This is a genomic window from Hyphomonas sp. UBA3195 (assembly GCF_002366485.1).
Lineage (GTDB): Bacteria > Pseudomonadota > Alphaproteobacteria > Caulobacterales > Hyphomonadaceae > Hyphomonas.
The window spans coordinates 1-24812 of sequence record NZ_DEXB01000045.1; the positions used below are offsets into that span (position 1 = coordinate 1).

General features: G+C 59.4%; 22 protein-coding genes and 1 pseudogene. 14 read left to right on the forward strand and 9 right to left on the reverse strand.

The features are described 5' to 3' along the window. The 3 genes from ppk1 to B2344_RS13190 all read right to left on the reverse strand — a co-directional run. Window positions 1–1256, reverse strand: a 1256-nt coding sequence (gene ppk1, locus B2344_RS13180; protein ID WP_290485374.1) for a polyphosphate kinase 1, incomplete at its 3' end; no start/stop codon positions are given. A 28-nt stretch (window positions 1257–1284) separates the two neighbouring features. Continuing rightward, a complete protein-coding gene (locus tag B2344_RS13185; protein ID WP_414651737.1) occupies window positions 1285–1896 on the reverse strand; it encodes a hypothetical protein in 612 nt (203 codons plus the stop codon). A gap of 110 nt (window positions 1897–2006) precedes the next feature. Further along, window positions 2007–3026, reverse strand: coding sequence for a hypothetical protein (locus B2344_RS13190; protein ID WP_290485375.1), 1020 nt, complete (start codon window positions 3024–3026; stop codon window positions 2007–2009). 105 nt (window positions 3027–3131) lie between these two features. On the opposite strand from B2344_RS13190, the gene purM reads away from it, so the two are divergent. The 3 genes from purM (at window position 3132) to B2344_RS13205 (ending at window position 5681) form a co-directional block, all read left to right on the forward strand. Continuing rightward, a complete protein-coding gene (purM, locus tag B2344_RS13195; RefSeq protein WP_290483317.1) occupies window positions 3132–4157 on the forward strand; it encodes a phosphoribosylformylglycinamidine cyclo-ligase in 1026 nt (341 codons plus the stop codon). Next, window positions 4154–4744 (forward strand): phosphoribosylglycinamide formyltransferase, encoded by a 591-nt coding sequence (purN, locus tag B2344_RS13200; RefSeq protein WP_290485376.1) that lies wholly within the window; start codon window positions 4154–4156, stop codon window positions 4742–4744. The genes purM and purN overlap by 4 nt, the downstream gene beginning before the upstream one ends. A 106-nt stretch (window positions 4745–4850) precedes the next feature. Further along, on the forward strand, window positions 4851–5681 hold the full coding sequence (locus B2344_RS13205; protein WP_290483315.1) for a hypothetical protein: 831 nt from the start codon (window positions 4851–4853) through the stop codon (window positions 5679–5681). Window positions 5682–6268: 587 nt separating this feature from the next. Here the strand turns inward: B2344_RS13205 and ndk are convergent. After that, window positions 6269–6691, reverse strand: a complete 423-nt coding sequence (gene ndk, locus B2344_RS13210) for a nucleoside-diphosphate kinase (protein ID WP_034814231.1) — start codon at window positions 6689–6691, stop codon at window positions 6269–6271. Between the two features lie 148 nt (window positions 6692–6839). Here ndk and B2344_RS13215 point away from each other — a divergent pair, with 148 nt between their 5' ends. Further along, window positions 6840–7175, forward strand: a complete 336-nt coding sequence (locus tag B2344_RS13215) for a zinc ribbon domain-containing protein YjdM (RefSeq protein ID WP_290482284.1) — start codon at window positions 6840–6842, stop codon at window positions 7173–7175. 3 nt (window positions 7176–7178) lie between these two features. Here B2344_RS13215 and B2344_RS13220 read toward each other — a convergent pair whose 3' ends face one another. Beyond that, window positions 7179–7652, reverse strand: coding sequence for a DNA polymerase III subunit chi (locus B2344_RS13220; protein WP_290482285.1), 474 nt, complete (start codon window positions 7650–7652; stop codon window positions 7179–7181). A 3-nt stretch (window positions 7653–7655) separates the two neighbouring features. Then, the gene (locus tag B2344_RS13225; RefSeq protein ID WP_290482286.1) at window positions 7656–9122 is read right to left on the reverse strand and encodes a leucyl aminopeptidase; all 1467 of its coding nucleotides are present in this window, start codon (window positions 9120–9122) and stop codon (window positions 7656–7658) included. A 116-nt stretch (window positions 9123–9238) separates the two neighbouring features. Between B2344_RS13225 and B2344_RS13230 the strand changes: the two genes are divergently transcribed. The 7 genes from B2344_RS13230 to rpmG all read left to right on the forward strand — a co-directional run bounded on the left by B2344_RS13230 (window position 9239) and on the right by rpmG (window position 19066). Continuing rightward, the gene (locus B2344_RS13230; RefSeq protein ID WP_051607661.1) at window positions 9239–10381 is read left to right on the forward strand and encodes an LptF/LptG family permease; all 1143 of its coding nucleotides are present in this window, start codon (window positions 9239–9241) and stop codon (window positions 10379–10381) included. After that, window positions 10381–11502: an LPS export ABC transporter permease LptG gene (gene lptG, locus B2344_RS13235; RefSeq protein ID WP_290485377.1), complete on the forward strand. Its 1122-nt coding sequence runs from the start codon at window positions 10381–10383 to the stop codon at window positions 11500–11502. Before B2344_RS13230 ends, lptG begins: the two co-directional genes overlap by 1 nt. 67 nt (window positions 11503–11569) lie before the next feature. After that, entirely contained in the window at window positions 11570–14146 is a 2577-nt protein-coding gene (gene topA, locus B2344_RS13240) for a type I DNA topoisomerase (protein ID WP_290485378.1), read from the forward strand. Window positions 14147–14263: 117 nt separating this feature from the next. Next, window positions 14264–14983 (forward strand): M23 family metallopeptidase, encoded by a 720-nt coding sequence (locus B2344_RS13245; RefSeq protein WP_290479126.1) that lies wholly within the window; start codon window positions 14264–14266, stop codon window positions 14981–14983. Window positions 14984–15768: 785 nt separating this feature from the next. Beyond that, window positions 15769–18063 carry a ribonuclease R gene (rnr, locus tag B2344_RS13250; protein ID WP_290485379.1) on the forward strand — a complete coding sequence of 765 codons (2295 nt, stop codon included), beginning with the start codon at window positions 15769–15771 and terminating at the stop codon, window positions 18061–18063. Between the two features lie 7 nt (window positions 18064–18070). Beyond that, a complete protein-coding gene (locus B2344_RS13255; protein ID WP_242517523.1) occupies window positions 18071–18814 on the forward strand; it encodes an NUDIX hydrolase in 744 nt (247 codons plus the stop codon). Window positions 18815–18898: 84 nt separating this feature from the next. Continuing rightward, window positions 18899–19066, forward strand: a complete 168-nt coding sequence (rpmG, locus tag B2344_RS13260) for a 50S ribosomal protein L33 (protein WP_034789743.1) — start codon at window positions 18899–18901, stop codon at window positions 19064–19066. A 61-nt stretch (window positions 19067–19127) separates the two neighbouring features. Here rpmG and B2344_RS13265 read toward each other — a convergent pair whose 3' ends face one another. The 3 genes from B2344_RS13265 to B2344_RS13275 are packed head-to-tail and all read right to left on the reverse strand — an operon-like array spanning window position 19128 to window position 22144. Continuing rightward, window positions 19128–20354, reverse strand: coding sequence for an MFS transporter (locus B2344_RS13265; protein WP_290485380.1), 1227 nt, complete (start codon window positions 20352–20354; stop codon window positions 19128–19130). 36 nt (window positions 20355–20390) lie between these two features. Next, complete coding sequence (locus tag B2344_RS13270; RefSeq protein WP_206993048.1) at window positions 20391–21758, reverse strand: PleD family two-component system response regulator; 1368 nt, start codon at window positions 21756–21758, stop codon at window positions 20391–20393. After that, entirely contained in the window at window positions 21755–22144 is a 390-nt protein-coding gene (locus tag B2344_RS13275; protein ID WP_034813323.1) for a response regulator, read from the reverse strand. Before B2344_RS13275 ends, B2344_RS13270 begins: the two co-directional genes overlap by 4 nt. A gap of 137 nt (window positions 22145–22281) precedes the next feature. Between B2344_RS13275 and B2344_RS13280 the strand changes: the two are divergent. The 3 genes and pseudogenes from B2344_RS13280 (at window position 22282) to B2344_RS13290 (ending at window position 24810) form a co-directional block, all read left to right on the forward strand. Then, window positions 22282–23553, forward strand: a pseudogene (locus B2344_RS13280) (DNA polymerase IV). 66 nt (window positions 23554–23619) lie between these two features. Next, window positions 23620–24081, forward strand: coding sequence for a RidA family protein (locus B2344_RS13285; protein ID WP_290479130.1), 462 nt, complete (start codon window positions 23620–23622; stop codon window positions 24079–24081). Then, complete coding sequence (locus B2344_RS13290) at window positions 24082–24810, forward strand: glycerophosphodiester phosphodiesterase family protein (protein WP_290479131.1); 729 nt, start codon at window positions 24082–24084, stop codon at window positions 24808–24810. Window positions 24811–24812 lie beyond the last annotated feature (2 nt).

The window sequence follows — 24812 nt, forward strand, 5'->3', positions numbered from 1 at the left end:
AGATTGGCCTCCTCATCAAAGCGCGCCTTGATCTCGACCAGCGCCGTGACGTTTTTGCCGGCTTCAGCCGCCTCGATCAGCGCGGCAACAATGGGTGAATTTGCTGTGGTCCGGTAAAGTGTTTGCTTGATGGCCACCACTTGCGGGTCGGCGGCAGCCTGGCGGATGAACTGCACCACCACATCAAATGTCTCGAACGGGTGGTGGACCAAAATGTCCTTGGCCCGGATCGCCGCGAAACAGTCGCCGCCCATTTCACGGATACGTTCCGGATAGCGCGGCTCATAAGACGGAAATTGCAAATCCGGACGATCACTGACGATCAGCTCCGACAGCTGCGCCATGCCGAGAATACCATCATAGAGCACGATGTCGGCTTCTTCGGCGCCGATCTCATGCGTGATCAGCCGTCGCAAATCCTCTGGCGCACTCGACTGCATCCGGATACGGACGATACGGCCGCGTCGGCGCTGCTTCAGCAGAACCTCGAATTCGCGGATCAGATCTTCGGCTTCTTCCTCGATCTCGATATCGCTGTCCCGGATGACCCGGAACAGGCAGCGATCCTTTTCCTCAAAGCCGGGGAACAACTCGTCAATGAACATGCCGATGACATCTTCCAGCGCGATGAAGCGCAGATTGCCCTTCGTTCCCTTTGGCAGCCGGATGAACCGGCGGACAAAGGCCGGCAGCGGAATGATGCCGACATGATCCTCGCCATTGCCTTTCGCGACCAGATTGATCGCGATCGAGAAGCCGAGATTGGGGATGAACGGGAAAGGATGCGCCGGGTCGACCGCAAGCGGCGTCAGGACGGGGAAGATATTGGACCGGAAATATTTGTCGAGTTCAGTGCGATCCTTCTTGTTCAGATCCTTCACGCCGAGCACGTCAACGCCTTCGGCATGCAGTTCCTGTTTCAGGCTGCGCCAGCGCGCCTGCTGCTCGGCAATCAGTTTGAGCGAGGCTTCCTCGATCCGGTCGACCTGTTCGCCGGGGGTGAGGCCGTCCTGGCTTGCTTTCACCACGCCCGCCCGCACCTGTTCGCGCAGGCCCGCATAGCGGACCATCTCGAATTCATCGAGATTGCTCGCAGAGATCGACAGGAAGCGCAGGCGTTCCAGCAGCGGATGGTCCTGATTGGAGGCTTCTTCCAGGACACGCTGGTTGAATTCGAGCCAGGACAATTCCCGGTTCAGGAAGCGCTCCGGAGCGCTCATCAGCTGCTTCTGGTTACCAGACTGTCCATCGGCCATGATGCCAACTCCGCAATTCATTTCAGGTCTAGAGCATGGACCTCTGATCGGGATCGGCCCAGCCCAGCTCTTCGACGACTTCCCTAGCCAGCGGCACCGAAGGCGCCCTGCCCGCTTCGGTCACCTTATCATTTAATTTCTCTATAAATATTTCGATTGCCTCATAGGAAAGTTCCAGACGGGGCACCAGATACTTAATGACCTCCGGGTCCAGCTTTAGGAAATAGCGCTCTGCCGCCGATTCCAGCCGCGCCATCAGTATTTTCTCGTCCGGCTCCCCGATCTCGATCACGGGCAGGGCCATCAGCCGCGATTTCAGGTCAGCCGATTGCGTCTGCCACTGGCTCGGATGGCGTTTGGACGTCAGCAGCACATGCCCGCCCTCGGCCGTCGCCGAATTGATCAGCGTCAACAAATTCTCGGACTTCCTGACTAGATCAGCATCATCCACCGCCACAAAGCCGGACGCCAGTGCGGCGAGGCCGCGCGATTTCAGCCGGGAAAACTCCTTGGCGACATGATAGCTGCCGCCGAATTCCTGGCACCAGGCCCGCGCCAGCACCGACAGCCCGCAGCGCGGCGGCCCCAACAGGCAGATCACCGGGAACGGCCAGCTCTGCGGCGCCCCCAGCACGGCCAACGCACTTTCATTCGCTTCCGTGACCAGAAGCGCGTCGAGCGTGGGTTCTTTTGCAGGAAAGCCGAGACTCAGCTGGCTCGGCTTTTGGGGCCTGTGAGGGGGTGCCGGGCTCACGGTTCCCCCGAGGATGAAACGGCAGACCGGACGATCCAGCCATAATCATTTTCGGACAGCGACACACCGCGTTGAAGCAGGTCATTCTGCAGGCGCGGTGGATCCCCGGCATAGGAGAACGCGACCAATGCGCCGTCACGGGCGATGGCTTCGATCCGGAATTCCGAAATCAGCGGTGAGCGCGCCAACGCGCCGCGCAGCGTGTTCCATTCGGCGAGCGAGGTATAGCGCACGCTTGCGGTGGCGGGCGTACGTTCCCCACTGCGAATAACCGAGGTCCGCTTCCAGTTCTCATCCAGCAGGCTAAGCATCGCCTCGACCGCGCCCTCAAGCGTCTGGGCGTAGGAGGTCGTCCCGACCGGTTCGGTCCCGGCAGCAGTCACCGTCGAGACCGTCACGCGCCATGCGCCATCGCTGCCTGACAAATCTGCGAGAATACCGCGACGGGCGCCCATGGCGGAGGCTTCCGGCGATATTTCCATCCAGTCGCTGAACGCGCTGTAACCGGGGCTGTTGGAGGTCACGAAAGGCGACAAGGTCTCATCGCGGCCAGTGCCGAGCGCTTCGCGCCAGGCCGCTTCCAGACCGGCAGAGGCGGCAAGCGGCACAAGCAGGCCCTTGGGGCCTTGCGTATCGACATAGGGCACCGACAGCGAGTCGAGGTGCGCGCGGACCATGCGCGGATTGTAGACCATCGCCAGCGTGCCCTTGTAACGACCGTTCCCGGCCGTCTCTTCCTGCACATCGACAGCAGCCGACAGGCGGTTGGCCAGTGCGGCGTCAATCGGGATGCCGCCTGCCGCCATGCGGTCATCCGCGAGGGTGATCCGGTCGATCAGGACGCGCGCGCCCTTGATCCGGGCCGAAGCCATTGCCCGTTCGCGCGCTTCAATCAGCGTGCTCGCGGATTCATCCACTTCGATATTCGAGATCGTGTAGACATCCCGCGTATCCGCGGAGGCGCCCAGCCCGAGGGCAACGAGGGCGAAAAGGGACGCAATAAGGATACGAATCATGGTCAACGGCCTCCGTTTAGACCTCTTGTAGCAAGCCAGAGCTGGGGCTGGAACCGCAAGCGGCACTGGCAGAGACGTTTTCCCCATGCTAACGCGCGAGTCATCATGAGCGATACATCCAAAACTCCCCTTTCCTACCGTGATGCCGGTGTCGACATTGAGGCAGGAGAAAGGCTGGTTGAGGCCATTGGCCCGCTGGCAAAGGCAACCGCACGCGCAGGCGTCATGGGCGGGCTCGGCGGCTTCGGCGCGCTGTTCGACCTGAAAGCCTCCGGCTATGAGGATCCTGTCCTGGTTTCTGGCACAGACGGCGTCGGCACCAAGCTGATGCTGGCTTTCGAAACCGGCATCCACAACACGGTCGGCATCGACCTCGTCGCCATGTGCGCCAATGACGTGCTCGCCCAAGGGGCCGAGCCGCTGTTTTTTCTGGATTATTTCGCAACTGGCAAGCTCGAAGCCGGCATCGCCGAAGCGGTCGTCGCGGGCATCGCCGAAGGCTGCCGCCAGTCCGGATGCGCCCTTGTCGGCGGCGAAACGGCTGAAATGCCCGGCATGTACCCGCCCGGCCATTATGACCTTGCCGGCTTCGTTGTCGGCGCCGTCGACCGCGCCAAGGTCCTTCCGCGCATGGGCGACATGGCCGCAGGCGACGTGCTGATCGGCATCGCCTCGTCCGGCCCGCATTCAAATGGCTATTCCCTGATCCGCCGCATCGTCGAGCGTGAAGGCCTCTCCTACGAGGCCGCCTCGCCTTTCTCTGACGGCACGCTCGGCGAAGCCCTGCTGACTCCGACCCGGCTTTATTCCGCAGCCGCCCTGCCGCTCATCAAGGGCAGCCTGATCAATGGCCTTGCCCACATCACCGGCGGCGGCCTGACGGAAAACACGCCGCGCATGTGCCCGGACCATCTTGTCCCCCGCATTGACCGCAACAGCTGGACGCCCGGCCCGGTCTTCCAATGGCTGCAGGAAGCCGGCGGCGTCGAGCTGGATGAGATGCATCGCACCTTCAATATGGGCATCGGCATGGTCTTCTCCGTCGAGCCGGACATGGTTGAAATCGTCATGAACCAGCTGAGCCTGATGGGGGAACACCCGGTCGCGCTCGGAGACCTCGCCCCCGCATGACCCGCCTGAAACTGGCCATCCTGATTTCCGGGCGCGGCTCCAACATGGAAGCCATCCTGGAGGCGGCGCGGGACCCGGCCTATCCGGCCAAACCCGTCCTCGTCCTGTCCAACCGGCCGGACGCGAAGGGGCTGGAAACGGCTACCGCCGCCGGCATTGCGACCGCCGCCATAGATCACAAGACTTATGGCAAGGACCGCGAAGCCTTTGAGCGCGCGATGCACGAACAGCTCACAGAGACAGGCGTCGAGATCATTGCACTGGCCGGGTTCATGCGCGTCCTGACACCCTGGTTCGTCAACACATGGGAAGGCCGGATGGTCAACATCCACCCCTCGCTGCTGCCAAAGTACAAAGGCCTCGACACCCATCAGCGCGCCCTTGATGCAGGCGATACCGAAGCCGGCTGCACTGTCCACTGGGTCAGTCCCGGTGTCGATGATGGCGAAATCATCCAGCAGGCGAGCCTGCCCATCCTGCCGGGCGACACAGCCGACAGCCTCGCCGCACGCCTCCTGCCAGTTGAGCACCAGCTCTATCCGGAAGCACTGGCCAAGGCCTGCGCCGAAATTCAGGCGCGCGACTGAACTCCCTGCCCAAATTGAAGTCGCGAAGTTCGCTTGGCGCTCTTGATGTCCCGGTCAGCATGGGTAGGCTTCATGCCAAGCCAAAATGACCGTGGGGACGTAATCGGTGCACATCATCACTCGCTACCGCAGACTCAGCCTGTGGAACAAGATCGCTTTTTGGGGCTCGCTGGCTTCAATCTTCGGCGTCGCAATCTTTGTCTGGAACACGATTGATACGGCCCGGCGCCAGTTCTCTGAACCTATCACGATCAGCCGGGTATATGATGAGATAGACAGCTTCATATACGAAGGTGTGAGTGATGAGCGACCCATCGAGGATGTCCGCCAAACCCTTCCGGCGATTTCCTCCACGCCTTTCCTCTCATTCTCGGTTCGGTCGGACGCCGAGAAACACACAGTGCAGTTTGCGCCCTACCTGCTGATCGACGTTCTGTCTGCTGAACCTTTCGCACCGCAAATGCTTGCGCTGTTCGAAGCCCAGCGCGGTGCAGGTGGTGAACAGCGCGAGTTCAAAGGCATGCTGCGCCCCGTAACCGGCCTGCAATTGGCCCCGCATCTGGACCCTTATGACCGCACCTTGAAACAGGTGGATTTCTTCACGCTCGCACCCGGCGAGATTGAAGAAGTGTTTTTGAACCTTGGCTACTATCCTGGCTACAAGTTCACATACCGGATCGGGCTACAGTATCGGTATCAGGACAAGGACAGGACCCTGTGGCTGCCGGATACATATGAGCGTGGCGTACCCAATACCGAACTTCCTGTGTCACATTTCGGGCGGGCCTATGTCGTCTCATTCCATCCCGACAGCTATGAAGAAGATGTTGCAATAACCCAATCCCGGTACACAGAATTTCAGGATGAAGTTGAGCAATTTGTCCAGCAAACGCGGGTTTTCTCTCCACGGGATGTCGACTTGCAGGTAGCAGACTAGCCTCCAGTCCACGCAGGTTCATGCCTTTCGAATTCGTCGGAGACACTGCGCAAATATGCTGGTGAGGCGATGCCAGCCTTTTCCCTCTTCCAGCCCTTGCCGGGCCTGCCTTGGCCTCTTTTGCTCATCTGGCCCCTGATCTTCTGGCGCATCCAGCGCCTGAGGGCGTGGTTCCGCGCCAATGGCCGCCCCGGCTCTCAGATGCTCTGGGGCATCACACGAAGCGGGCGGGTTGTGGTCAATCTGTTGTCGGATGATCTATCGGGACGGAGGCCGCTCCAATCCGGATTCGGTTTTGAACCGTCACGCCCTTTCCGTGAAGCGGCCTACAGCGAATTGATCATTCTCACCCCCGATCCGTGTCCCCGGCGCATGCCGGGGCCTCCTGCAGCAAGAGATTCCGGCTTTCGCCAGGAATGCAGACTCTATCACCTGCCGCGCCCCGACACATGACCCTGCCAGCCTTGAAACTGATCTGGTAACCCCCGGAAGGCGCCGCCTGTCCGGCCGCTTGTGCTGCGTGCAAGAAAAAGGGCCCAACCTTACGGCGGGCCCTTTGCAAATCTCACCTGCCCGAAGGCGTCGCCTTAGCCAGCGATGTCGGCCTCGGAGAAGAATTGCGCGATCTCGATCGCGGCATTCTCTTCGGAGTCCGAACCGTGCACGGTGTTTTCGCCGATGGATTTGGCGAACAGTTTGCGGATCGTGCCGTCAGCGGCTTCGGCCGGGTTCGTGGCGCCCATGACTTCACGGTAGGCGGCAACAGCGTTCTCGCCTTCGAGGACCTGAACGACAACCGGGCCGGACGTCATGAACTCGACCAGTTCACCGAAGAATGGACGCTCGCTGTGAACGCCATAGAAGCGCTCGGCCTGGGCCTGCGTCATCTGGATGCGGCGCTGGCCGATGATGCGGAGACCGGCTTTCTCGATGACGGCGTTGACGGCGCCGGTCAGGTTACGCTCGGTGGCGTCCGGCTTGATGATGGAAAAAGTGCGCTGAACAGCCATGATGACATCCTGCTTGAAAGGGAAAAAAGGGTTCTGGCGCGGCCTATAGCGGGGCGGGCCCAGCGGGGCAAGCATCGAAGGCCGCTATTGCGCAGGCGGCCCGAGAGGCATAGGGGCTGGGGCCTGAATTTCGACAAGGATCCGACCCATGAGCGCGCTGCCTCCCTGCCCCAATTGCGATTCCGAATACACGTATGAAGACGGCGCGCTGCTGATCTGCCCGGAATGCGCCCATGAATGGAGCGCAGACACGACAACTGCAACGGACGCACCAGTCATCAAGGACTCGAACGGCAACCCGCTCGCAGACGGCGACACCGTCACGGTCATCAAGGACCTCAAGATCAAGGGCTCGTCCTCAGTCGTCAAACGCGGCACCAAGGTCAAGAATATCCGTCTCGTCGACGGCGATCACGATATCGACTGCCGCATCGACGGCATTGGCCAGATGGGCCTTAAATCGGAATTTGTGAAAAAGGCCTGACGCCTATTTCCCCGCTTCCTGCCAGCCGCCACTCGGCGTTTGCTGGAAATATCGGGTCACCAGCCCGGCATCCTTGGCCGCCTTGAACTGCTGGCGGGCCAGATTGCGCGTGTCCGTATCGCCATCATCGAACATGACCATGCAGCGCGTATAGGGCGCATCGACGGGCGCCTTCGTCCCGTCCATCAGGAACAACGCATCGGCCTGGTTCAAATTCTCCGGCTTGCCTGCAAGCAGGATCGGCTGGCGCGCAGGATCAAGCCCCGGCGCCTCGGCCTGACCATGCGGCAGGAAAGTCTTCTCGTCGAAAGTCCAGAGGCTCGCATCCAGCGCCGCCCGGCGCTCGACACTCGGGCTGACCGCCAGAACGCGCCAACCAACATCAAGGCATTTCTGCATCAGCGGCGCCGCAGCCTGCTCCAGCGTGGTGCGGGAGAGATGGTAAAACCACCATTCAGGCTTCGGCGCCTCTGACATCACCTAGTTCTCGTAATTGTCCGCGATCCAGCGATCGAGCAGGCGCGGGCCGAAGCCGGATGCCCAGCTCACATCGAAGGCGGCCTTCTCACCCTCGACCCAAGCGACGCCTGCGATGTCGAGGTGCGCCCATTTCACGCCCTCTTTCACGAAGCGCTTCAGGAATTGTGCCGCCGTGATCGAGCCAGCGGCCCGGCCGCCAATATTGCGCATGTCGGCAAATTTCGACTTCAGCAGCGAGTCATACTCTGGCCCGAGCGGCAGGCGCCACACGCGCTCCCCTTCGGTCTGGCCAGCCTTGGAGAGCTCATTCGCCAGATCGTCGCTCTCCGTGAACAGGCCCGCATGATGATGGCCCAGCGAGATTACAATTGCACCGGTCAGCGTGGCGAGATCCACCATCGCCTTCGGTTTGAAATGCTCCTGCGCATACCAGAGCACATCGCAAAGCACGAGACGGCCTTCAGCATCGGTGTTCTGGACTTCGATGGTCTGTCCGGAAGCCGACTTGAGAATGTCGCCCGGTCGGATCGCGTCGCCATCCGGCATGTTCTCAACCAGACCCACGAGACCGATCACATTGACCTTGGCTTTGCGCTCGGCCAGCGCGCGGATTGCACCGGTCACAGCCGCTGCGCCGCCCATATCCCCGCGCATGTCTTCCATGCCCGGTCCGGGCTTCAACGAGATGCCGCCCGTGTCGAAGCACACGCCCTTGCCGATCAGGATCACCGGGTCTTCGCCTTCGGCGCCGCCCATCCATTTCATCACGCCGAGCTGGCTTTCCTTGACGCTGCCCTGACCGACGCCAAGCATGGAATTCATGCCGAGTTTGGCAAGCTCCGCTTCGCCGAGCACTTCGACCTGAACACCATACTGGCCCAGCTCGCGGCACTTCTCTGCAAAGCTGGCCGGATAGAGATCGTTCGGTGGCATGTTGACCAGATCGCGCGCAAGCTTGGTGCCTTCGGCGCCCGCATTCAACGGCACGAATGCCGCTTCTGCCGCAGGCACATCGGAGACCACCAGTGTCACGCTTTCAAGGCTTGGCTTCTGGTCATCTTTCAGCTTGGTGAAATATGTATCGAAGCGATAGCTGGCGAGCTTCGCACCGAGCGCAATGCGCGCAGCATCTTCTGCAGAACCAGCATGGACCGCGAGAGATTTGAAACCGCTGCTGGAATGGGACTTGTAAAGATTGGCACCGAGGCCTTCGAGAACGCGCGCATCGCGCTTGTCCTTCTTGCCTGCACCGATCAGCACCGCACGGCGAGCATCGCTGCCCTTGGGCAGAACGATAAAGGCCTGCTGGTCCTTCTTGCCACTGAACCGGCTGCCATCCATGGCTTCTAACAACAGACCGCCCGTGGTTTCGTTCAGCGCGGCCGCAGCTTCGGGAAGATCCCCGTCTTCATCGACCAGAAAGGCGATGATGTCGGCCTTGGCACTTTCAGCAAATGTGATTTTCATGTGTGGATTCTCCATTTGCAGCGGAAACTAAACGTCGACGCGCGTTGCGCAACTCGTTAGCTAGGGAAATATCACCCCTTTCTGAAGGATTCTGCGAAAAGCCTGCTAATCGCCTTATGACCAAAGTCCAGACATACCTGTTTTTCGAAGTCCTGAAGGCTGTGGTCATCATCATTGGCGGGCTCGCCATGCTGGCCTTGCTGGCCCAAGGGCTTTCACGCACCGATTTGATTCTGGAAAACCGCCAGTCTGCGATCACCTATTTCTATATTGTCATGCTCGGCGCACCGCAGATCATAGCGCTTCTGACCCCGCTCGCCCTGTTCGTGGCAACGGTCTGGTCGCTGAACCGCATACACAAGGATAGCGAGATCGTTGTCGCGCAGGCCGCCGGCATGACCCGCTGGCAGATCGCTTCACCGATCATGCGGCTCGCCGTGCTTTGTCTCGTCGCACACCTGACCGTGAACCTCTGGGTCCAGCCCGCCGCTCAACGTGCCATGCGCGAAACCGTGGCGACGGCGCGCGCCGATCTGGCTGCCGCCTTGATCCGGCCCGGTCAGTTTACCTCCAATGGGGACCGGCTGACCTTCTATGCACGGGAACAGGCCGGCGGCGAACTGCGTGGCGTGCTGATCTCCGACATGACCGATCCGGAGAACCCCACTGACATTCTCGCGCGCAGCGCCGCGCTGATTGAAGTCGAAGGCAGCCCAACACTCCTGCTGCGGGATGCGACCAGCCAACAGCTCGACGCAAACAACCAGCTATCGATCCTGGAATTCGACCAATACTTGTTCGATCTGACTGACTTCATGAAAGAGGACTCAGACCTCGTCCTGAAGGCATCGGACAAATATCTCTATGAATTGTTCTTCGTGGACCGAACCAATTATTTCGAACTCAAGGAAATAGACTCCCTGCTGGCGGAAGCGCACAGTCGCCTGACCACACCCCTGCTGAACATCGTCATGACGCTGCTGGCCATATTTGCTGTGCTCGGCGGGGATTTCAGCCGCAAGGGCTACAGCAAGCGGATTGGCTGGGCGACCGGTGGTGCCATCGGCGTTCTGATTGTGCAGTTGGTATTGCAATCGGCCGCCGCGAATGATCCGGCGCTCAATGTGCTGCAATGGCTCGTCCCGCTCGGCATCATTGCAATCCTCAGCTATATTTATTTTGCGAGAGGGCGCCACCTCGGCAAGGTCGATCGCCCACCACTTGAGTTATTCCGGAACCCGACCGGAGCCACCAGCTGATGCCTCTATTTTCCAAGATACAGAGATACATCCTGAAGGAATGCCTCATGGGACTGGCCCTTGTGCTCGGCATCCTCCTGCTGGCCATTCTCATGATCGATGTGGTCGAGCAACTGCGCACAGTGGGCGGCGATGTACGCCTCAGCATTCTTGGCGCGCTCAACCTGTCCCTGATGAAACTGCCGCAAATTGTCGAACAAACCTTGCCCTTTGCGCTGCTGATCGCCTCCATGATGGCCTTCACCCGGCTCAATCGTCGGTCGGAATTGTCCATCATCCGCGCCAGCGGCATTTCGGCGTGGCGCTTCCTGACCCCGGTCATGGTCCTCGGCGTGGTCCTCGGCCTGTTCACAATGATGGTGCTCAATCCGTTTGCGGCGAAACTGACCGAGTCCTTTGAGCAGACGCGCGACCGCCTGCTCAATGAAGGCCGTCCGACCCTTTCGGTTTCCGATACAGGCATCTGGTTGCGCCAGGGTGACGAAACCAACCAGATTGTCATTCACGCCAAGCGCGTCGCCGAAGGCGGGGTGAATCTTCAGGATGTGAAGATGATTCAGGAAGAGCGCCTCTACGCAGATGGGCGACCGACCAATGACTACGCCTTTGCCCGCCGGATCGACGCGGATAGTGCGATTCTGCGCAATGGCTTCTGGCAGCTTGAAGGCGTAATCGAAAATATTCCGAACGCTCCACCCGAGTTCAAGGAAAATCTCGCCATCCCCACGACACTGGACGCGGTGACGCTGCTCGATAAATTTGCATCTCCCAACACGATTGGCTTCTGGCAATTGCCGCATTTCGTTCGCCAGACCCAAGCCGCCGGCCTGGACGCTTCGCGCTACAAGATGCGCCTCAACGCGCTCATGGCCCTGCCGGCCCTGTTTGTGGCGATGGCGCTGATCGGCGCCGTTGTGTGCCTGCGCCTGCAGCGAATGGGTGGAAATTCACAGCTTCTGGCCATTGGGTCGCTCGCAGCGGTCGGGCTGTATTTCTTCACTCAATTCTCTTCCAGCCTCGGGGCAACAGGTGCAGCGCCCCCTGTGATCGCAGCATGGAGCCCGCCACTCTTTGTGCTGTTCTGCACGCTCACCATCATCGCCTATCGGGAAGACGGCTAATCACAACCCGGCCTTGACAGGGCCTGTCTCCCGACCCCATCTCTCGCCGCCTTAAAGAGGTAAGCGCATGAAACTTGTCGTCGTCGAGTCGCCCGCAAAGGCGAAAACCATCAACAAGTATCTCGGCAAGGACTATAAGGTCCTGGCGTCCTACGGGCATATCCGTGACCTTCCCTCCAAGAATGGTTCGGTCGATCCCGACGATGATTTCGCGATGGTGTGGGAGGCAGATTCCAAATCGTCCAAGCGTATCTCCGAGATCGCAGCGGCGTTGAAAGAAGCCGACACGCTGATCCTCGCGACCGACCCCGATCGCGAAGGCGAAGCCATCAGCTGGCACCTCGTAGAAGCCTTGCGCAAGCGCCGCGCCCTGAAGAAGGACACGCCAGTCGAGCGTGTCGTCTTCAACGCGATCACCAAGAATGCAGTCACGACCGCAATGGAACATCCCCGCCAGATTGATGGCGAACTGGTCGATGCCTATCTGGCGCGCCGCGCACTCGACTATCTGGTCGGCTTCAACCTGTCGCCGGTCCTGTGGCGCAAATTGCCGGGTAGCCGGTCGGCTGGCCGCGTCCAGTCTGTGGCACTGCGCATCGTTTGCGACCGCGAGAACGAGATCGAGATGTTCCGGCCGCAAGAGTACTGGAATGTGGCGGCTAACCTGCGCGCCCCAGACGGCACCGACTTCGAAGCGCGCCTCTATAGTCTCGACGGCGAAACGCTGAAAAAGTTCACGCTGGGCAACAAGGGCGACGCCGACAAGGCGCTGGAAATTGTCCAGATCGGCGGCTATTCCGTCACCTCGGTTGAGGCCAAGCCGGTCAAGCGCAATCCGCCCCCACCCTTCATCACGTCCACGCTGCAACAGGAAGCCTCCCGCAAGATCGGCTTCAACGCCAAGCGGACGATGCAGGCCGCCCAGAAGCTGTACGAAGAAGGTCGCATCACATACATGCGTACCGATGGCGTAAACATGGCCGAGGAAGCCTATGCGGCAGCCCGGTCCATGATCCAGTCGAACTATGGCGCGCGTTACCTGCCGGAAAAGACCCGCCGCTATTCTTCGAAGGCCAAGAACGCCCAGGAAGCGCACGAAGCCATCCGGCCGACCAATTTCGACCTTCGCCCGGAAGATTATCATGGCGATGGCGACCTGAAGAAACTCTACACGCTCATCTGGCGACGCGCGGTCGCCTCCCAAATGGAAACCGCCCGCTTCGAGCGCACCACCATCGACATGACCTCCAAGGACAAGCGCGCGGTCCTGCGCTCGACCGGTCAGGTCCTGGTGTTTGATGGCTATATCAAGCTCTACACCGAAGGTCGCGATGAAGGCGATGATGGCGACGATGACGAAAATCGCCTGCCCAAGATGGAAGAAGGCCAGCATGCGGACCTGCTGAAGGCCGAGGCCAGCCAGCACTTCACCACACCGCCACCACGCTTCACGGAAGCCTCGCTGGTCAAGAAGCTTGAAGAGCTCGGCATCGGCCGCCCGTCTACATATGCGTCGACCCTCTCCACGCTGGAAGATCGCGACTATGTCCGTATCGAGAAGAAACAGCTGATCCCCGAGGACAAGGGACGCCTCGTGACGGCGTTCCTTGAGAACTTCTTCCGGCGCTATGTGGAATATGATTTCACCGCCGGGCTCGAAGAGAAGCTCGACATTATCTCGGATGGCAAGCTCGACTGGAAAGCCTTTCTGAAGGAATTCTGGCAGCAATTCGCCGCCGATATCGACGAGACGAAAGACCTTCGTGTCTCAGCGGTTCTGGACGTTCTCAACGAGGAACTCGGAGCCTATGTGTTCCCGCGCCAGGATGCGGACGGCAATCCGATCGAGAACCCGCGCCAGTGCCCGCTCTGCAAGGAAGGCGAGCTTTCGATGAAGCTGGGCCGCTTTGGCGCTTTTGTCGGCTGTTCACGCCATCCTGAGTGCAAGTTCACCCGCCAGTTCAGCGCCGATGGCGACGCTGCCGCGGCGATCAATCCGGACGGCAACGAGCTGGGCCTGCACCCCGACACAGGCGAGATGATCTATCTCAAGACCGGCCGGTTCGGCCCCTATGTCGAGATGGCGAATGGCGAGAAGCCCAAGCGCGCCTCCCTGACCAAGGCCGAGAAGGAAAACCCGCAGGACATCACGCTCGACCGCGCTGTCGAACTGCTGATGCTGCCCCGCGAAGTTGGCAAACACCCGGAAGACAACGAACCGATCCTCGCCAATTTCGGTCGCTTCGGCCCCTATGTTCAGCATGGCAAGACCTATGCGAACCTCAAGGATCCGAACGATGTCTTCACCATCGGTCTGAACCACGCCGTTACACTGATCGCCGACAAACGCGCCAAACAGGGAGCCCGTGGCGGAGCCGCCGCTCTGAAAACTCTCGGCGATCATCCGGATGGCGGCGCAATCGAAGTCTTCGAAGGCCGCTATGGGCCATATGTGAAGCATGGCAAGACCAATGCGACCCTGCCCAAGGACGTGACGCCGGATGTGGTCACACTGGAACAGGCCATCGAGCTGATCAACGCCAAGGCATCCAAGGGCGGCAAGAAGGCTCCCGCCAAGAAAAAAGCCCCTGCCAAGAAGAAGGCACCGGCGAAGAAGAAAGCACCCGCCGCAAAAAAGGATTAATCCATAAGGCAATGAGCTCAATCGACGGTCACCGGAACACTTTCGGTCGGCCTCCGGTTGAGGGATTGGCCTGCCAATGGTTTACTGTTCCTGCCTCGCGGAATTAGGGGTTGCATCATGCCTGTTTTAGAGAAATTGGCATTCTTGGGAGCGGTTACGCTCGCCTCGGTTCTGATCGCCCAAGAACTGGACAAGACGATTGCGGCCTTGGATCGACCGTCTGAAGTGATCGATCTGGAGGAAATCCCGCGCCCGTCTCCGGCCCCGGATATCCCGCCAACGCTCATGTCGCTTGCGCCAAGCCCGACGGGGTTTCTGGATACGCTGACGGCGTGCAAGGGGATGGCGCCGAGCATTGGAGCGAATGTCGATCAAGACCTCGTAGTCACCGACTATAAGCGCTTTGTGCTGGCGGAGGGCCATATACGGCTTGCCACCGCCCCAGTCGGCGGCGGATGCCTGTCTTCCGTCTTCGGCCCCCGGAACGGTGGCCTTCACAAAGGCCTGGACTTCTACAGCCTGGATCCGGTGCCCGTATTTGCCGCCGCCGATGGCAAGATTCGCCGGCAGCGATACCGACGCGATTATGGCAACATGATCGTCCTGGAGCATGGCCGCGGCGTGTTTACGCGCTACGCGCATCTCGAAGGGTTCGCAGACACGCGGGAAGGCGATCTGGTCACAACCGGCCAATATCTTGGTACTATGGGGAATACGGCCAGCTACCTGATACCGCGCCACCTGCACTATGAAGTTCTGGTCGGCACATGGGGCGCACACGCCGGATCCTTCGCCCTTACACCCGTAGACGTGATGTCACTGCCGGAAGCCCCGTAATAATGCAGCCTTCGATAGGCAGAATTGCACACTAGCCTACGTGCCAGCAGCGGAGAATGATCTAGGATGATCACAAAACATTCTCAAATTTCTATTTAAACTATTTTTCGTTTCCCCGATAAATTATTCAAAATTTGGAGGGAAACATGCCACCTAGCCAACTCATCCGCGCCACAATTATATCGCTACTTCTTTGCGCAACACCCGCACCCGCTATGTCGCAAACTGTATGTTTGGGACTCAACTGACCGCCAGAAGATGATTTCAGTTGGTCTACCGATGATATGTTGGACAGGTTCTTCAACGAAGACGTAATAAACCTGCGGACAAATAACGGTCAGGGATTCGGTTATGGCACCCCTGACTACCTGCATTGTGAAAAGGATTGCGACTTTTGGTATAATTCGGCAGTGGCCTATTGCCGAATTCATCCCGACCCAGCGTCACGTGCCTCTTGCTACTCAGCAGCTATAAACGCATATGGGAATTGTGAGCGGAAGTGTAGAAGCGATTTCCAGAGGTTTATTCCTTGAATACTGAGCATACATCGGAATGGCCTTGTATTCAGGTTCAGGTAAGTGAACCGTATAAGCACTCTGAGCACAATTATGCATGCCAAGTATATATACGGACTGGCAGGCTTGAAAAAACAAAAGAAGTTTTCGGTGACACTACCGACAATGCTGTGGCGTGCGCTCGTATATTATTAAGATCGTTTTTTTCCGATTAGACTGGCTGCATAAAAGCCCCGCGCATTTTTCTGCGAGTCCCCCTATATAGGCGGTATGAGTTTCCCAGATAAGAAAACGGTGCTCGATTTCATTCGAGACAATCCGAACGCAACGACCAAACAGGACATTGCCCGCGGCCTGCACGTAAAAGGGCGCGAACGCGCCGTACTGCGCGAAATCCTGAAGGAGTTGGAGGCCGATGGCACGCTGGAACGGACAGGCAAACGCGCTTGGTCCCAGGCGGATCGCCCCCCTTCGACTGGCGTTGTCCAATTCACCCATACCGACGAAAATGGCGATCTGATCGGCAAGGCGCTTGGCGACAATGGTCCGTTTGGGCCGGACATCATCTATTCCGGCCTGTCCGGTAAGCAGAAGGGTGAGGCCACCGAGCCCGGCGAAGGCGACCGCGCCCTGTGCAAGATCACCCAGGTCGATGGCGACTGGCAGGCCCGGGCCCTGACCGTGCTGGAAAAACAGCTGACCAATTCGCTCGTTGGCATGTATTCGCAAGGCCCCCGCGGCGGCAAGGTTACCCCGGCCAATCGCAAGGAGCGCCGCGAATTCCTGATTCAGGAAGCTGACCGCAATGGTGCCGAGGATGGCGATCTCGTGGTCACAACGCCCAAGCCACAGGGCCGCCGGCAATATGGTCCCAATCTCGGCGTGATCCGCGAAGTGATCGGCCATATCAGCGATCCCCGCTCAGCCAGCCTGCTGGCCATTCATGCCCATGGCATCCCGGTCGACTTCCCTGAAGCGGCGCTGGAACAGGCCCGCAATCCAAAACCCGCTGCGGCGGAGCGTGAGGACCTGACAAAAACCCCGCTCATCACCATCGACCCGCATGATGCGCGCGACCATGATGACGCAGTATTCGCCGAACAGCTGGATGATGGCTGGCGCGTGATCGTCGCCATCGCCGACGTGGCGGCGTTCGTCACGCCAGACTCGCCGCTCGATCGCGAAGCGCTGAAGCGCGGCAACTCGACCTATTTCCCGGACCGCGTGGTCCCGATGCTGCCGTTTGAACTGTCAGCGGATGAATGCTCCCTGCGCGAGGGCGAGCTGCGCCGCTGCATGGCGGTAGAGATGATCTTCGACAAGTCGGGCTCCAAGCGCTCGCACCGTTTCATTCGCGGCATGATGAAGTCAGCAGCCAAGCTCTCCTATGAGGAGGCTCAGGCGGCGATTGACGGCAAGCCGGGCGGCAAGGCTGGCGACATGCTGGAAACCGTCCTGAAGCCGCTCTGGGGCGCCTATGCAGCGCTTTCCAAGGCACGGGACGATCGCTCTCCGCTGGATCTCGACCTGCCCGAGCGTCGCATCGTGTTTTCCGAGGATGGCGAAATCGAAGGCATCATTACCAAGGAACGCCTCGACGCCCACCGCCTGATCGAGGAATTCATGATCCAGGCGAACGTGGCAGCCGCTGAAACCCTGGAAAAGCAGAAAAGCCCGCTGATCTATCGTGTCCACGACACGCCCACAGATGCGAAGATCGCCGCCTTCGCCGAATTCCTGCAGACCATCGACATGAAATGGAATATCGGCCAGCGCCCGCAGACCGAGAATTTCAACCGTCTGCTTGGCGAAATCCGCGATGGCGATTACGACCAGATGGTCACCCAGATGGTGCTACGCACACAGGCTCAGGCGATCTATTCGGAAGAGAATCTGGGCCATTTCGGCCTGAACCTTATCCGCTACGCGCACTTTACTTCACCGATCCGGCGCTATGCTGACTTGATCGTGCACCGCGCGCTGATCGCTTCACTCGGGCTCGGCCCGGACGGCCTGTCCAAGGACATGTCGGTACGGCTGGAGGAGATGGCTCAGCACATCTCAGATACCGAGCGCCGTTCCATGGCCGCTGAACGCGAGGCCACCGACCGCTACCTTGCCATTTTCCTTGCGGATCGAGTTGGTAGTGAATTTGAGGGACGCATCACGGGCGTCACTGGCGCAGGGCTATTCATCGCGCTGGCTGGCTCAGGTGCAGACGGGTTCGTCCCGATTTCATCTATCTCCGATGATTATTGGGTGCATGATGACACCGCCATGCAGATTTATGCGCGGGGATCAGGCAAGACCTATGGTCTCGGTCAGATCGTTCGGGTGAAGCTGAAAGAGGTTACCCCTCTTCAAGGTGGCCTCCTGCTCGAAATGCTATCCGACCCGATGCCAGCCCCGGAAGGGCGCCGGGAGGCACGCGAGCGCCATGATACAGGCCGCGGTCGTCCCCCGCGCAGAAAGACCGGCCCCGGCAAGCCAACGGGTAAGCGCCCCGGCAAAGGGAAGTTCAACAAGAAGACGCTGCCCAAGCACAAGCGCAAGAGCCGGAAATAGTTTGGACATGAATTCGAATCCGCACTCAGATACGCTGATGGGCTCCGCATTTGACAAGGAAGATGATGGCGATGTCATCGAGACTCGCAAACGCAGTCCCCGCCCGAAAGACGCCGCCACACTCATACTGGTCCGCCGGGACGCCGCCGAACCTCGCGTCCTGATGGGTAAGCGCTCGGCGCGTCATGCCTTCATGCCAGACAAATACGTCTTCCCCGGTGGCCGTGTGGACCCACAGGATGGCAAGGCCGTCTCCTATTGCGAACTGGACGCCCAGCAGGAACGTCTCCTGCGCATCCAGACGCGCCGCAAGCCGCGTGCCTTCGCCCTGACAGCCATACGCGAAACATTCGAGGAAACCGGCCTCTTGGTGGCGCGCGACGCCGAGATGCCAGACAGGCACCCAATCGGATGGAAACCTTTTCATGAACTCGACGCAGCGCCTCACCTGTCCCCATTGACCTTCATCGGCCGAGCCATCACGCCGCCCTATCGACCGAAGCGATTCGACGCGCGATTCTTCATGGCGAACGCCGAAGATGCTCTGATTGATGAGCGTCCGCCCGTCGACGGCGCGGAATTGTCTGACCTGCAATGGGTCACCCTGAAAGACGCACTGGCGCTCGATTTGCCTAATGTCACCCGGTTCATGCTGGGGGAAATCGAGGAAAGACTGGACAAGCCGTCGCTGAATCGGGGCCCGCCCTTCCTGCGCTGGACCCGCAGCGGACATTCGACCGACCGCCTCTAGCAGCAATGGCGCTTGACTTCCGACGCGCACATCTCCATTAAGCCGCTTTCCAGTTTCAGACGCTAACACAAGCGAGCATTCGTCATGGCCAAACCAGCCACCATCAAGATCCGCCTCAATTCGACGGCCGACACCGGTTTCTTCTACGTGACGAAGAAAAACCCACGCAACATGACCGAAAAAATGGTCAAGCGTAAGTACGACCCGGTCGCGAAGAAGCACGTCGAATTCAAGGAAGGCAAGATCAAGTAAGATCCTTGTTTTTCATGCATTGTTCGAAAAGCCCGCTCCACTAGAGCGGGTTTTTTGTTGCCTATTCTTCCGGCACGCCATGATGCAGGTCTCGTGTCTTGCGGATACCGGGGAACAGGACTGACCAAGCCGCAGCCACGCCGACGGCCGCATAGCCGCCCGCTACGACCGTGAAGACGGCGCCCCATTTGGCGGCCATGAATCCGGCCCGCGCCTCGCCCAGTTCATTGGACGCGCCCAGGAAAATCGAGTTCACGGCATTGACCCGCCCGCGCACTTGGTCAGGTGTCCAGAGCTGCAGGAGAACTTCGCGGATATAGACCGACACCATGTCGAAGGCTCCAACGAAGATCAGCGCGACGATGGATAGCCAGACGACATTCGAATACCCGAACACGACGGTGGAAATCCCGAAGAGCGCGACCGACACGAATAGTATCAGGCCGGCATGGTCCTTGATCGGAAACGCCGTGATGATCGCCAGCATAATGAGTGCGCCAATGCCGGGCGCCGCGCGCAACAAGCCAAGCCCCTCTTCACCAATTTCCAATATGTCCCGCGCATAGATCGGCAGCAACGCCACGGCGCCGCCCAGCAACACAGCGAACAAATCCAGAGAGATCGCGCCCAGCACAACTTTCTGATTGAACACATATTTGAACCCGCCCAACAGCACGCTGAGTGTCGTTGGCTCGCGCTCGATACGCTGGGGAGGTTTCGGGATCGAGAAAATCAGGATGGCCGATATGGCAAACAGGCTGACAGCCGTTCCATACGCAAACCCCGCCCCGACACCATATAGCAAGCCACCTGCCACAGGCCCGAGGATCGACGCCGCCTGCCAGGATGATGCAAGCCAGCCCACAGCATTGGCGAAGTCATCACGCGGCACCAAATTGACCGCAAGACTCGACGAAGCAGGCGTATAGAATGCGCGTGCGACGCCAAAGACAGTGAGGGTCGCGAGAACGATCAGAGGATCAAATCGTCCCGTCAGCGCGAGCGCCAAAATCACCCCGGCGCATACCAGTTCGACGCTGACTGAGGCTCCCATGACATTCCGGCGACCGAGCCGGTCCGATGCGACACCTGTCACCACGACCAACAACAGGGCTGGCAGGAACTGGACAAGGCCGATCCAACCGAGAAGCGCCGCGTTCTGGGTAACATCATACATCTGCCACGCCACGGCGACAGAAACGACCTGCGCCGCAAGCGATGTCATGAAGCGAGACAGGAAGTATCTGCGATAGGAAGAATGGCGAAACGCCGAGAACCGGTCATTCATGAGCAGCGCCTTGCGACGGGCGGCGGCTCAAGTCAATCAGGCAGCAAGACTTTCCACTCTGTTCCGGCCAGCAGACTTGGCTTGATAGAGCGCCGTATCCGCGCGCTTGGTCAGATCAGCAATCGTATCATGAGCGCCGTTAATGGTGGAAACGCCAGCGCTGAGCGTAATGGAAATTTCGCGCGCACCACTATTCACAATGAATGGCTCAGCCGCGACAGATCGGCGGATTCGCTCGGCTGCTGCGCAAGCGAGATCACCCGGCGTATCTGGCATAATGACCATGAATTCTTCGCCACCCGGGCGACAGACCACATCCATGACGCGGCTATTGACCTTCAGGCGCTTGGCCACTTCTTGCAGGACTTCATCTCCGACATCATGACCATATGTATCGTTCACTGCTTTGAAATGGTCGATGTCGGCCATAACCACCGATACGGGTCGTCCGCCCATCTGGGAGCGCTGAATCAATTGTTCCAATTGGTTGTTCATGTACCGACGATTGTAGAGGCCGGTGAGTTGATCGATGACCGACAATTCAAGACCACGATCCACGCGGTCTCTCAATGCCTCGATATAGCGGGTTCGCCGTGCCTGCGTCCGGACACGAGCCAGCAATTCCTGCTTGTCGACGGGTGCAAAAATGACGTCGCTTGCACCCAGATCAAGACCTTTTCCAGCCCTCGGCCGATCATCCGGATCGCAAATCAACAGAATTGAAATCGCGCGTGTCGCTTCATTCATCTTGAAGTGCGCACAGAGTTTCAGGGCGTCATAACGATCACTGAGCATGGACAGGACGAGAATATCCACGCCAAGCTCATTCAACCCTTTCATGCCGCCCGCCTCCAGCAGTGTAATGGCCGTATGACCACCAGACCGCAGGGTTTCAGCGACGCGCGACGATGATCTGGGATTGTCGTCCACCACGAAGAGGCGTGCTGGCTGGTCTTTGACGTTGAGACTTTCGTCGCCATCAATGCCCGCTCGCAGGCCGCTGGCCTGACGTTGGCGAAGCTCTGACGCAACAGCATTATATCGGGTGATGGCCCCCATACGCGCCATCAAGGCAAAGTCATCAACCGGCTTGGTCAGGAAGTCTTCCGCCCCGACGTCCAGGCCCCGGACGCGATCCTCGGCATCATTCAGGGCCGTAACCATGACGACGGGTATATGCGCAGTGGCAGGGTTTTCCTTCAGGCGGCGGCAAACTTCATACCCGTCCATACCGGGCATCATCACGTCCAGAAGGATAATGTCAGGCTCGCTACGCTCCACCATGCTGAGCGCCTCGATCCCGTTTTCAGCCAGCATGACCGTATAATATTGAGCCTCCAGCTTGGCTTGCAGGAGGCGTCGGTTCGCTTCGATGTCATCTACGACGAGGACGCGTGCTGTCACGCTGCCTCCTTGGGCATCAATGCCTCAACCGCCTTGATGAAGGTTGCAATCTGGATGGGCTTGGAAAGGTACCCCTCACAGCCAGCTTCACGAACCCGCTGCTCATCCGCGCGCATGGCAAATGCCGTGACGGCCAGAACCGGAATGTGCGCGACCTTGTCATCGTCCTTGAGCCATCGCGTGATGTCGAGACCTGAAACTTCCGGCAGCTGGATATCCATGATGATGAGGTCCGGCAGTTCCTGGCGTGCAATCTCGACAGCCTTGGCACCATCGCGACATTGGAAGGTTTCAAAACCGAAAGCGTCCAACAAGTCACAGAAAAGGCGCATGTTGAGTTCGTTATCCTCAACAACCAGAACTTTCCTGGTGTGCGACTTCGTCATGATTGAGTTGGTGCCTCTGATTCGGGACGATTCTAAGAGCTCTTTTGCCAGCTACACCCGAAATCGTTAACACTGGTTTACGTGTTTGCGTCCCATTGATTGCCGCGGGCGCCGGAACATGGCATGAACACGGGGCCATGTACACGCTCTGCAGAGACTGTTTTCACCTTTCAGACGACGACAGCGACGCCTGCCCTCGCTGCGGGCGGCATCGTGTAATCCGCAATAAACACATCACAACGCTGGCCATCGCTCATCTCGATTGCGACGCCTTCTTTGCAGCCATCGAAAAACGCGACGATCCCTCCCTGAAAGACCGGCCAGTCATTGTGGGCGGCGGAAAAAGGGGAGTCGTATCTACGTGTTGTTACATCGCCCGTCTCTATGGCGTCCGCTCGGCCATGCCGATGTTCAAGGCGCTCAAGGCCTGCCCGGACGCCGTCGTGATCAAGCCGAATGGCGAAAAGTACCGGCTCGCCGCCCACCAGATGCGCGAAAAGATGCAGGCGCTGACGCCCATGATTTAGCCCGTCTCGGTCGACGAGGCCTATTTGGACCTCAGCGGCACGGGCACCCTTCACAAGGCGCCGCCGGCCGTGTCCCTCGCCCGGCTTGCAGCAGAGATTGAGCGCGATATCGGGATCACTGTCTCGATAGGCCTGTCGACCAACAAATTCCTGGCCAAGACCGCAAGCGAACTGGACAAGCCGAGAGGTTTTGCCGTCATCGGCGCAGACGAAGCCGAAGCCTTACTCGCACCGAGACCCATTGGATTCATTCATGGCGTGGGCCCGAAACTGGCCCAGAAACTGACCCGGGATGGGTACGATACGATCGAAGACCTCCAACGGACGGAGTTGAAACAGTTGATCGGGCGCTATGGCGAGACCGGAATGTGGCTGAAGAATCGGGCGCATGGCATCGATAACCGGCCGGTCCGGAATGATGAGGAGCGCAAGTCGGTCAGTTCCGAGACCACGTTCAATGACGACATGTCAGACCCGGCCTGGTTGGAAGACCAGCTCTGGCGCCTCTGCGTAAAAACGGCAGACCGTGCCAAGGCCACGGGCCTTGTCGGCAATGTCATCACGCTCAAACTCAAGACCGCTGAGTTCCGGACCCTTACGCGGCGCATGTCCCTGTCAGAGCCCACCCAGCTGGCCCAGACCCTGTTTCGGAATGCCAAAGTGTTGCTGGCCAAGGAAACCAATGGCCGGACACGCTTTCGTCTCATCGGAGTTGGTATTTCCGACCTGTCAGAGCATCGCTCGGACGCTGTCGACCTGCTCGACCCTCTCGTCGCGAAGCGCGCGGCGGCAGAGCGCGCGTCGGACCTGGCCCGGCAGAAGTTCGGCGCCGAAGCCGTGATCACAGGCCGGTCAGCGCGGGTGAAGAACGCGCCCCGGTGAACGGCGTTTGCGCCCCGCCCCTTGGCGGTCTAGTGAAAACGCAACACCATTTTCAAGGAGCGCGCCATGTCGACCCCCGAAACCCGTCTTGATGAACTCGGCATCGAACTGCCGGAACCCATGAAACCGGTCGCCACATATGTCCCCTATGTCATCAGCGGCAACATGCTGTTCGTGTCCGGTCAGGTCAGCGCATCCGCTGACGGCCTCATCAAGGGACGCCTCGGCGAGAACATGGAACTCTCCGCAGGTCAGCAGGCCGCCCGCTTCTGTGGGATCAACCTGATCGCCCAGTGCAAAGCTGCCATTGGCGACCTGTCCCGTATCAAGCGCGTGGTAAAACTCGGCGGCTTTGTGAACGTCGCGCCCGGCTTCACTGACATCCCGCAAGTCATCAATGGATGTTCAGATCTTATGGTCGACGTATTCGGCGAGGCCGGCCGTCATGCCCGATCGGCTGTGTCATGCCCCGAACTGCCTCTGGGCGTCGCCGTGGAAGTCGATGGCATCTTCGAAATTGCCGACTAGATGGCACAGGCATTCACGCTCACGGACTTCGCCTACGCACATAGAGGCCTGTGGTCCGGACGCAAAACACCTGAGAATACGATGGCGGCCTTTGATGCGGCGGCACAGTACGGGCTCGGCATGGAGTTCGATATCCGCCCCGATTTAGATGGAAACCTTGTCGTTTTCCATGATGACACACTGGACCGCCTTGCCGGGCGCCCTGACCGTGTAGAGGATCTTACGTCGGACGACCTGCAGGACATAATGATCGCCGGAATCCATGGCTTGCCGACCTTCGAACGCCTGCTTGCAAGCTGGCCACACAAGCTGCCCCTGCTGACAGAAATGAAGCTGGACGGACGCACGGACCCGGCAGATCTCGGCCGCCGAACCGGTGCGCTGCTTCAGAACTATGCAGGACGCGCAGCGGCGATGAGCTTTTCGGAAGAGGCGGTACGGGCCCTCCCATCGGACGTGATGCGCGGTCAGCTCATTGGACCGTCCCACAAGATTGGCACATCCGAGTTCGAAACAATTCTTCAACGCGCATTGTCAGACGGCATTGACTACATTGCCATCAACATCGCGGACGTCGATGGCATCCGCAAACGCGTACCGGAAGACCTCCCGATTGTGTGCTGGACGGTACGGACGCTGGATGAGGTTCGGCTGGCCGTTCATGAAAATGTGGCCATCATCTTCGAACATCTCGCTCCGGGACTGGTCTCGGCCTACGCCTTGCCCTAGAT

Excerpts from the sequence above, each read along its gene's own strand:
- B2344_RS13190 (WP_290485375.1), bottom strand. The coding sequence starts at position 3,026 with ATGATTCGTATCCTTATTGCGTCCCTTTTCGCCCTCGTTGCCCTCGGG.
- purM (WP_290483317.1), top strand. The coding sequence starts at position 3,132 with ATGAGCGATACATCCAAAACTCCCCTTTCCTACCGTGATGCCGGTGTC.
- purN (WP_290485376.1), top strand. The coding sequence starts at position 4,154 with ATGACCCGCCTGAAACTGGCCATCCTGATTTCCGGGCGCGGCTCCAAC.
- ndk (WP_034814231.1), bottom strand. The coding sequence starts at position 6,691 with ATGGCTGTTCAGCGCACTTTTTCCATCATCAAGCCGGACGCCACCGAG.
- B2344_RS13215 (WP_290482284.1), top strand. The coding sequence starts at position 6,840 with ATGAGCGCGCTGCCTCCCTGCCCCAATTGCGATTCCGAATACACGTAT.
- B2344_RS13220 (WP_290482285.1), bottom strand. The coding sequence starts at position 7,652 with ATGTCAGAGGCGCCGAAGCCTGAATGGTGGTTTTACCATCTCTCCCGC.
- B2344_RS13225 (WP_290482286.1), bottom strand. The coding sequence starts at position 9,122 with ATGAAAATCACATTTGCTGAAAGTGCCAAGGCCGACATCATCGCCTTT.
- B2344_RS13230 (WP_051607661.1), top strand. The coding sequence starts at position 9,239 with ATGACCAAAGTCCAGACATACCTGTTTTTCGAAGTCCTGAAGGCTGTG.
- lptG (WP_290485377.1), top strand. The coding sequence starts at position 10,381 with ATGCCTCTATTTTCCAAGATACAGAGATACATCCTGAAGGAATGCCTC.
- topA (WP_290485378.1), top strand. The coding sequence starts at position 11,570 with ATGAAACTTGTCGTCGTCGAGTCGCCCGCAAAGGCGAAAACCATCAAC.
- B2344_RS13245 (WP_290479126.1), top strand. The coding sequence starts at position 14,264 with ATGCCTGTTTTAGAGAAATTGGCATTCTTGGGAGCGGTTACGCTCGCC.
- rnr (WP_290485379.1), top strand. The coding sequence starts at position 15,769 with ATGAGTTTCCCAGATAAGAAAACGGTGCTCGATTTCATTCGAGACAAT.
- B2344_RS13255 (WP_242517523.1), top strand. The coding sequence starts at position 18,071 with ATGAATTCGAATCCGCACTCAGATACGCTGATGGGCTCCGCATTTGAC.
- rpmG (WP_034789743.1), top strand. The coding sequence starts at position 18,899 with ATGGCCAAACCAGCCACCATCAAGATCCGCCTCAATTCGACGGCCGAC.
- B2344_RS13265 (WP_290485380.1), bottom strand. The coding sequence starts at position 20,354 with ATGAATGACCGGTTCTCGGCGTTTCGCCATTCTTCCTATCGCAGATAC.
- B2344_RS13275 (WP_034813323.1), bottom strand. The coding sequence starts at position 22,144 with ATGACGAAGTCGCACACCAGGAAAGTTCTGGTTGTTGAGGATAACGAA.
- B2344_RS13285 (WP_290479130.1), top strand. The coding sequence starts at position 23,620 with ATGTCGACCCCCGAAACCCGTCTTGATGAACTCGGCATCGAACTGCCG.
- B2344_RS13290 (WP_290479131.1), top strand. The coding sequence starts at position 24,082 with ATGGCACAGGCATTCACGCTCACGGACTTCGCCTACGCACATAGAGGC.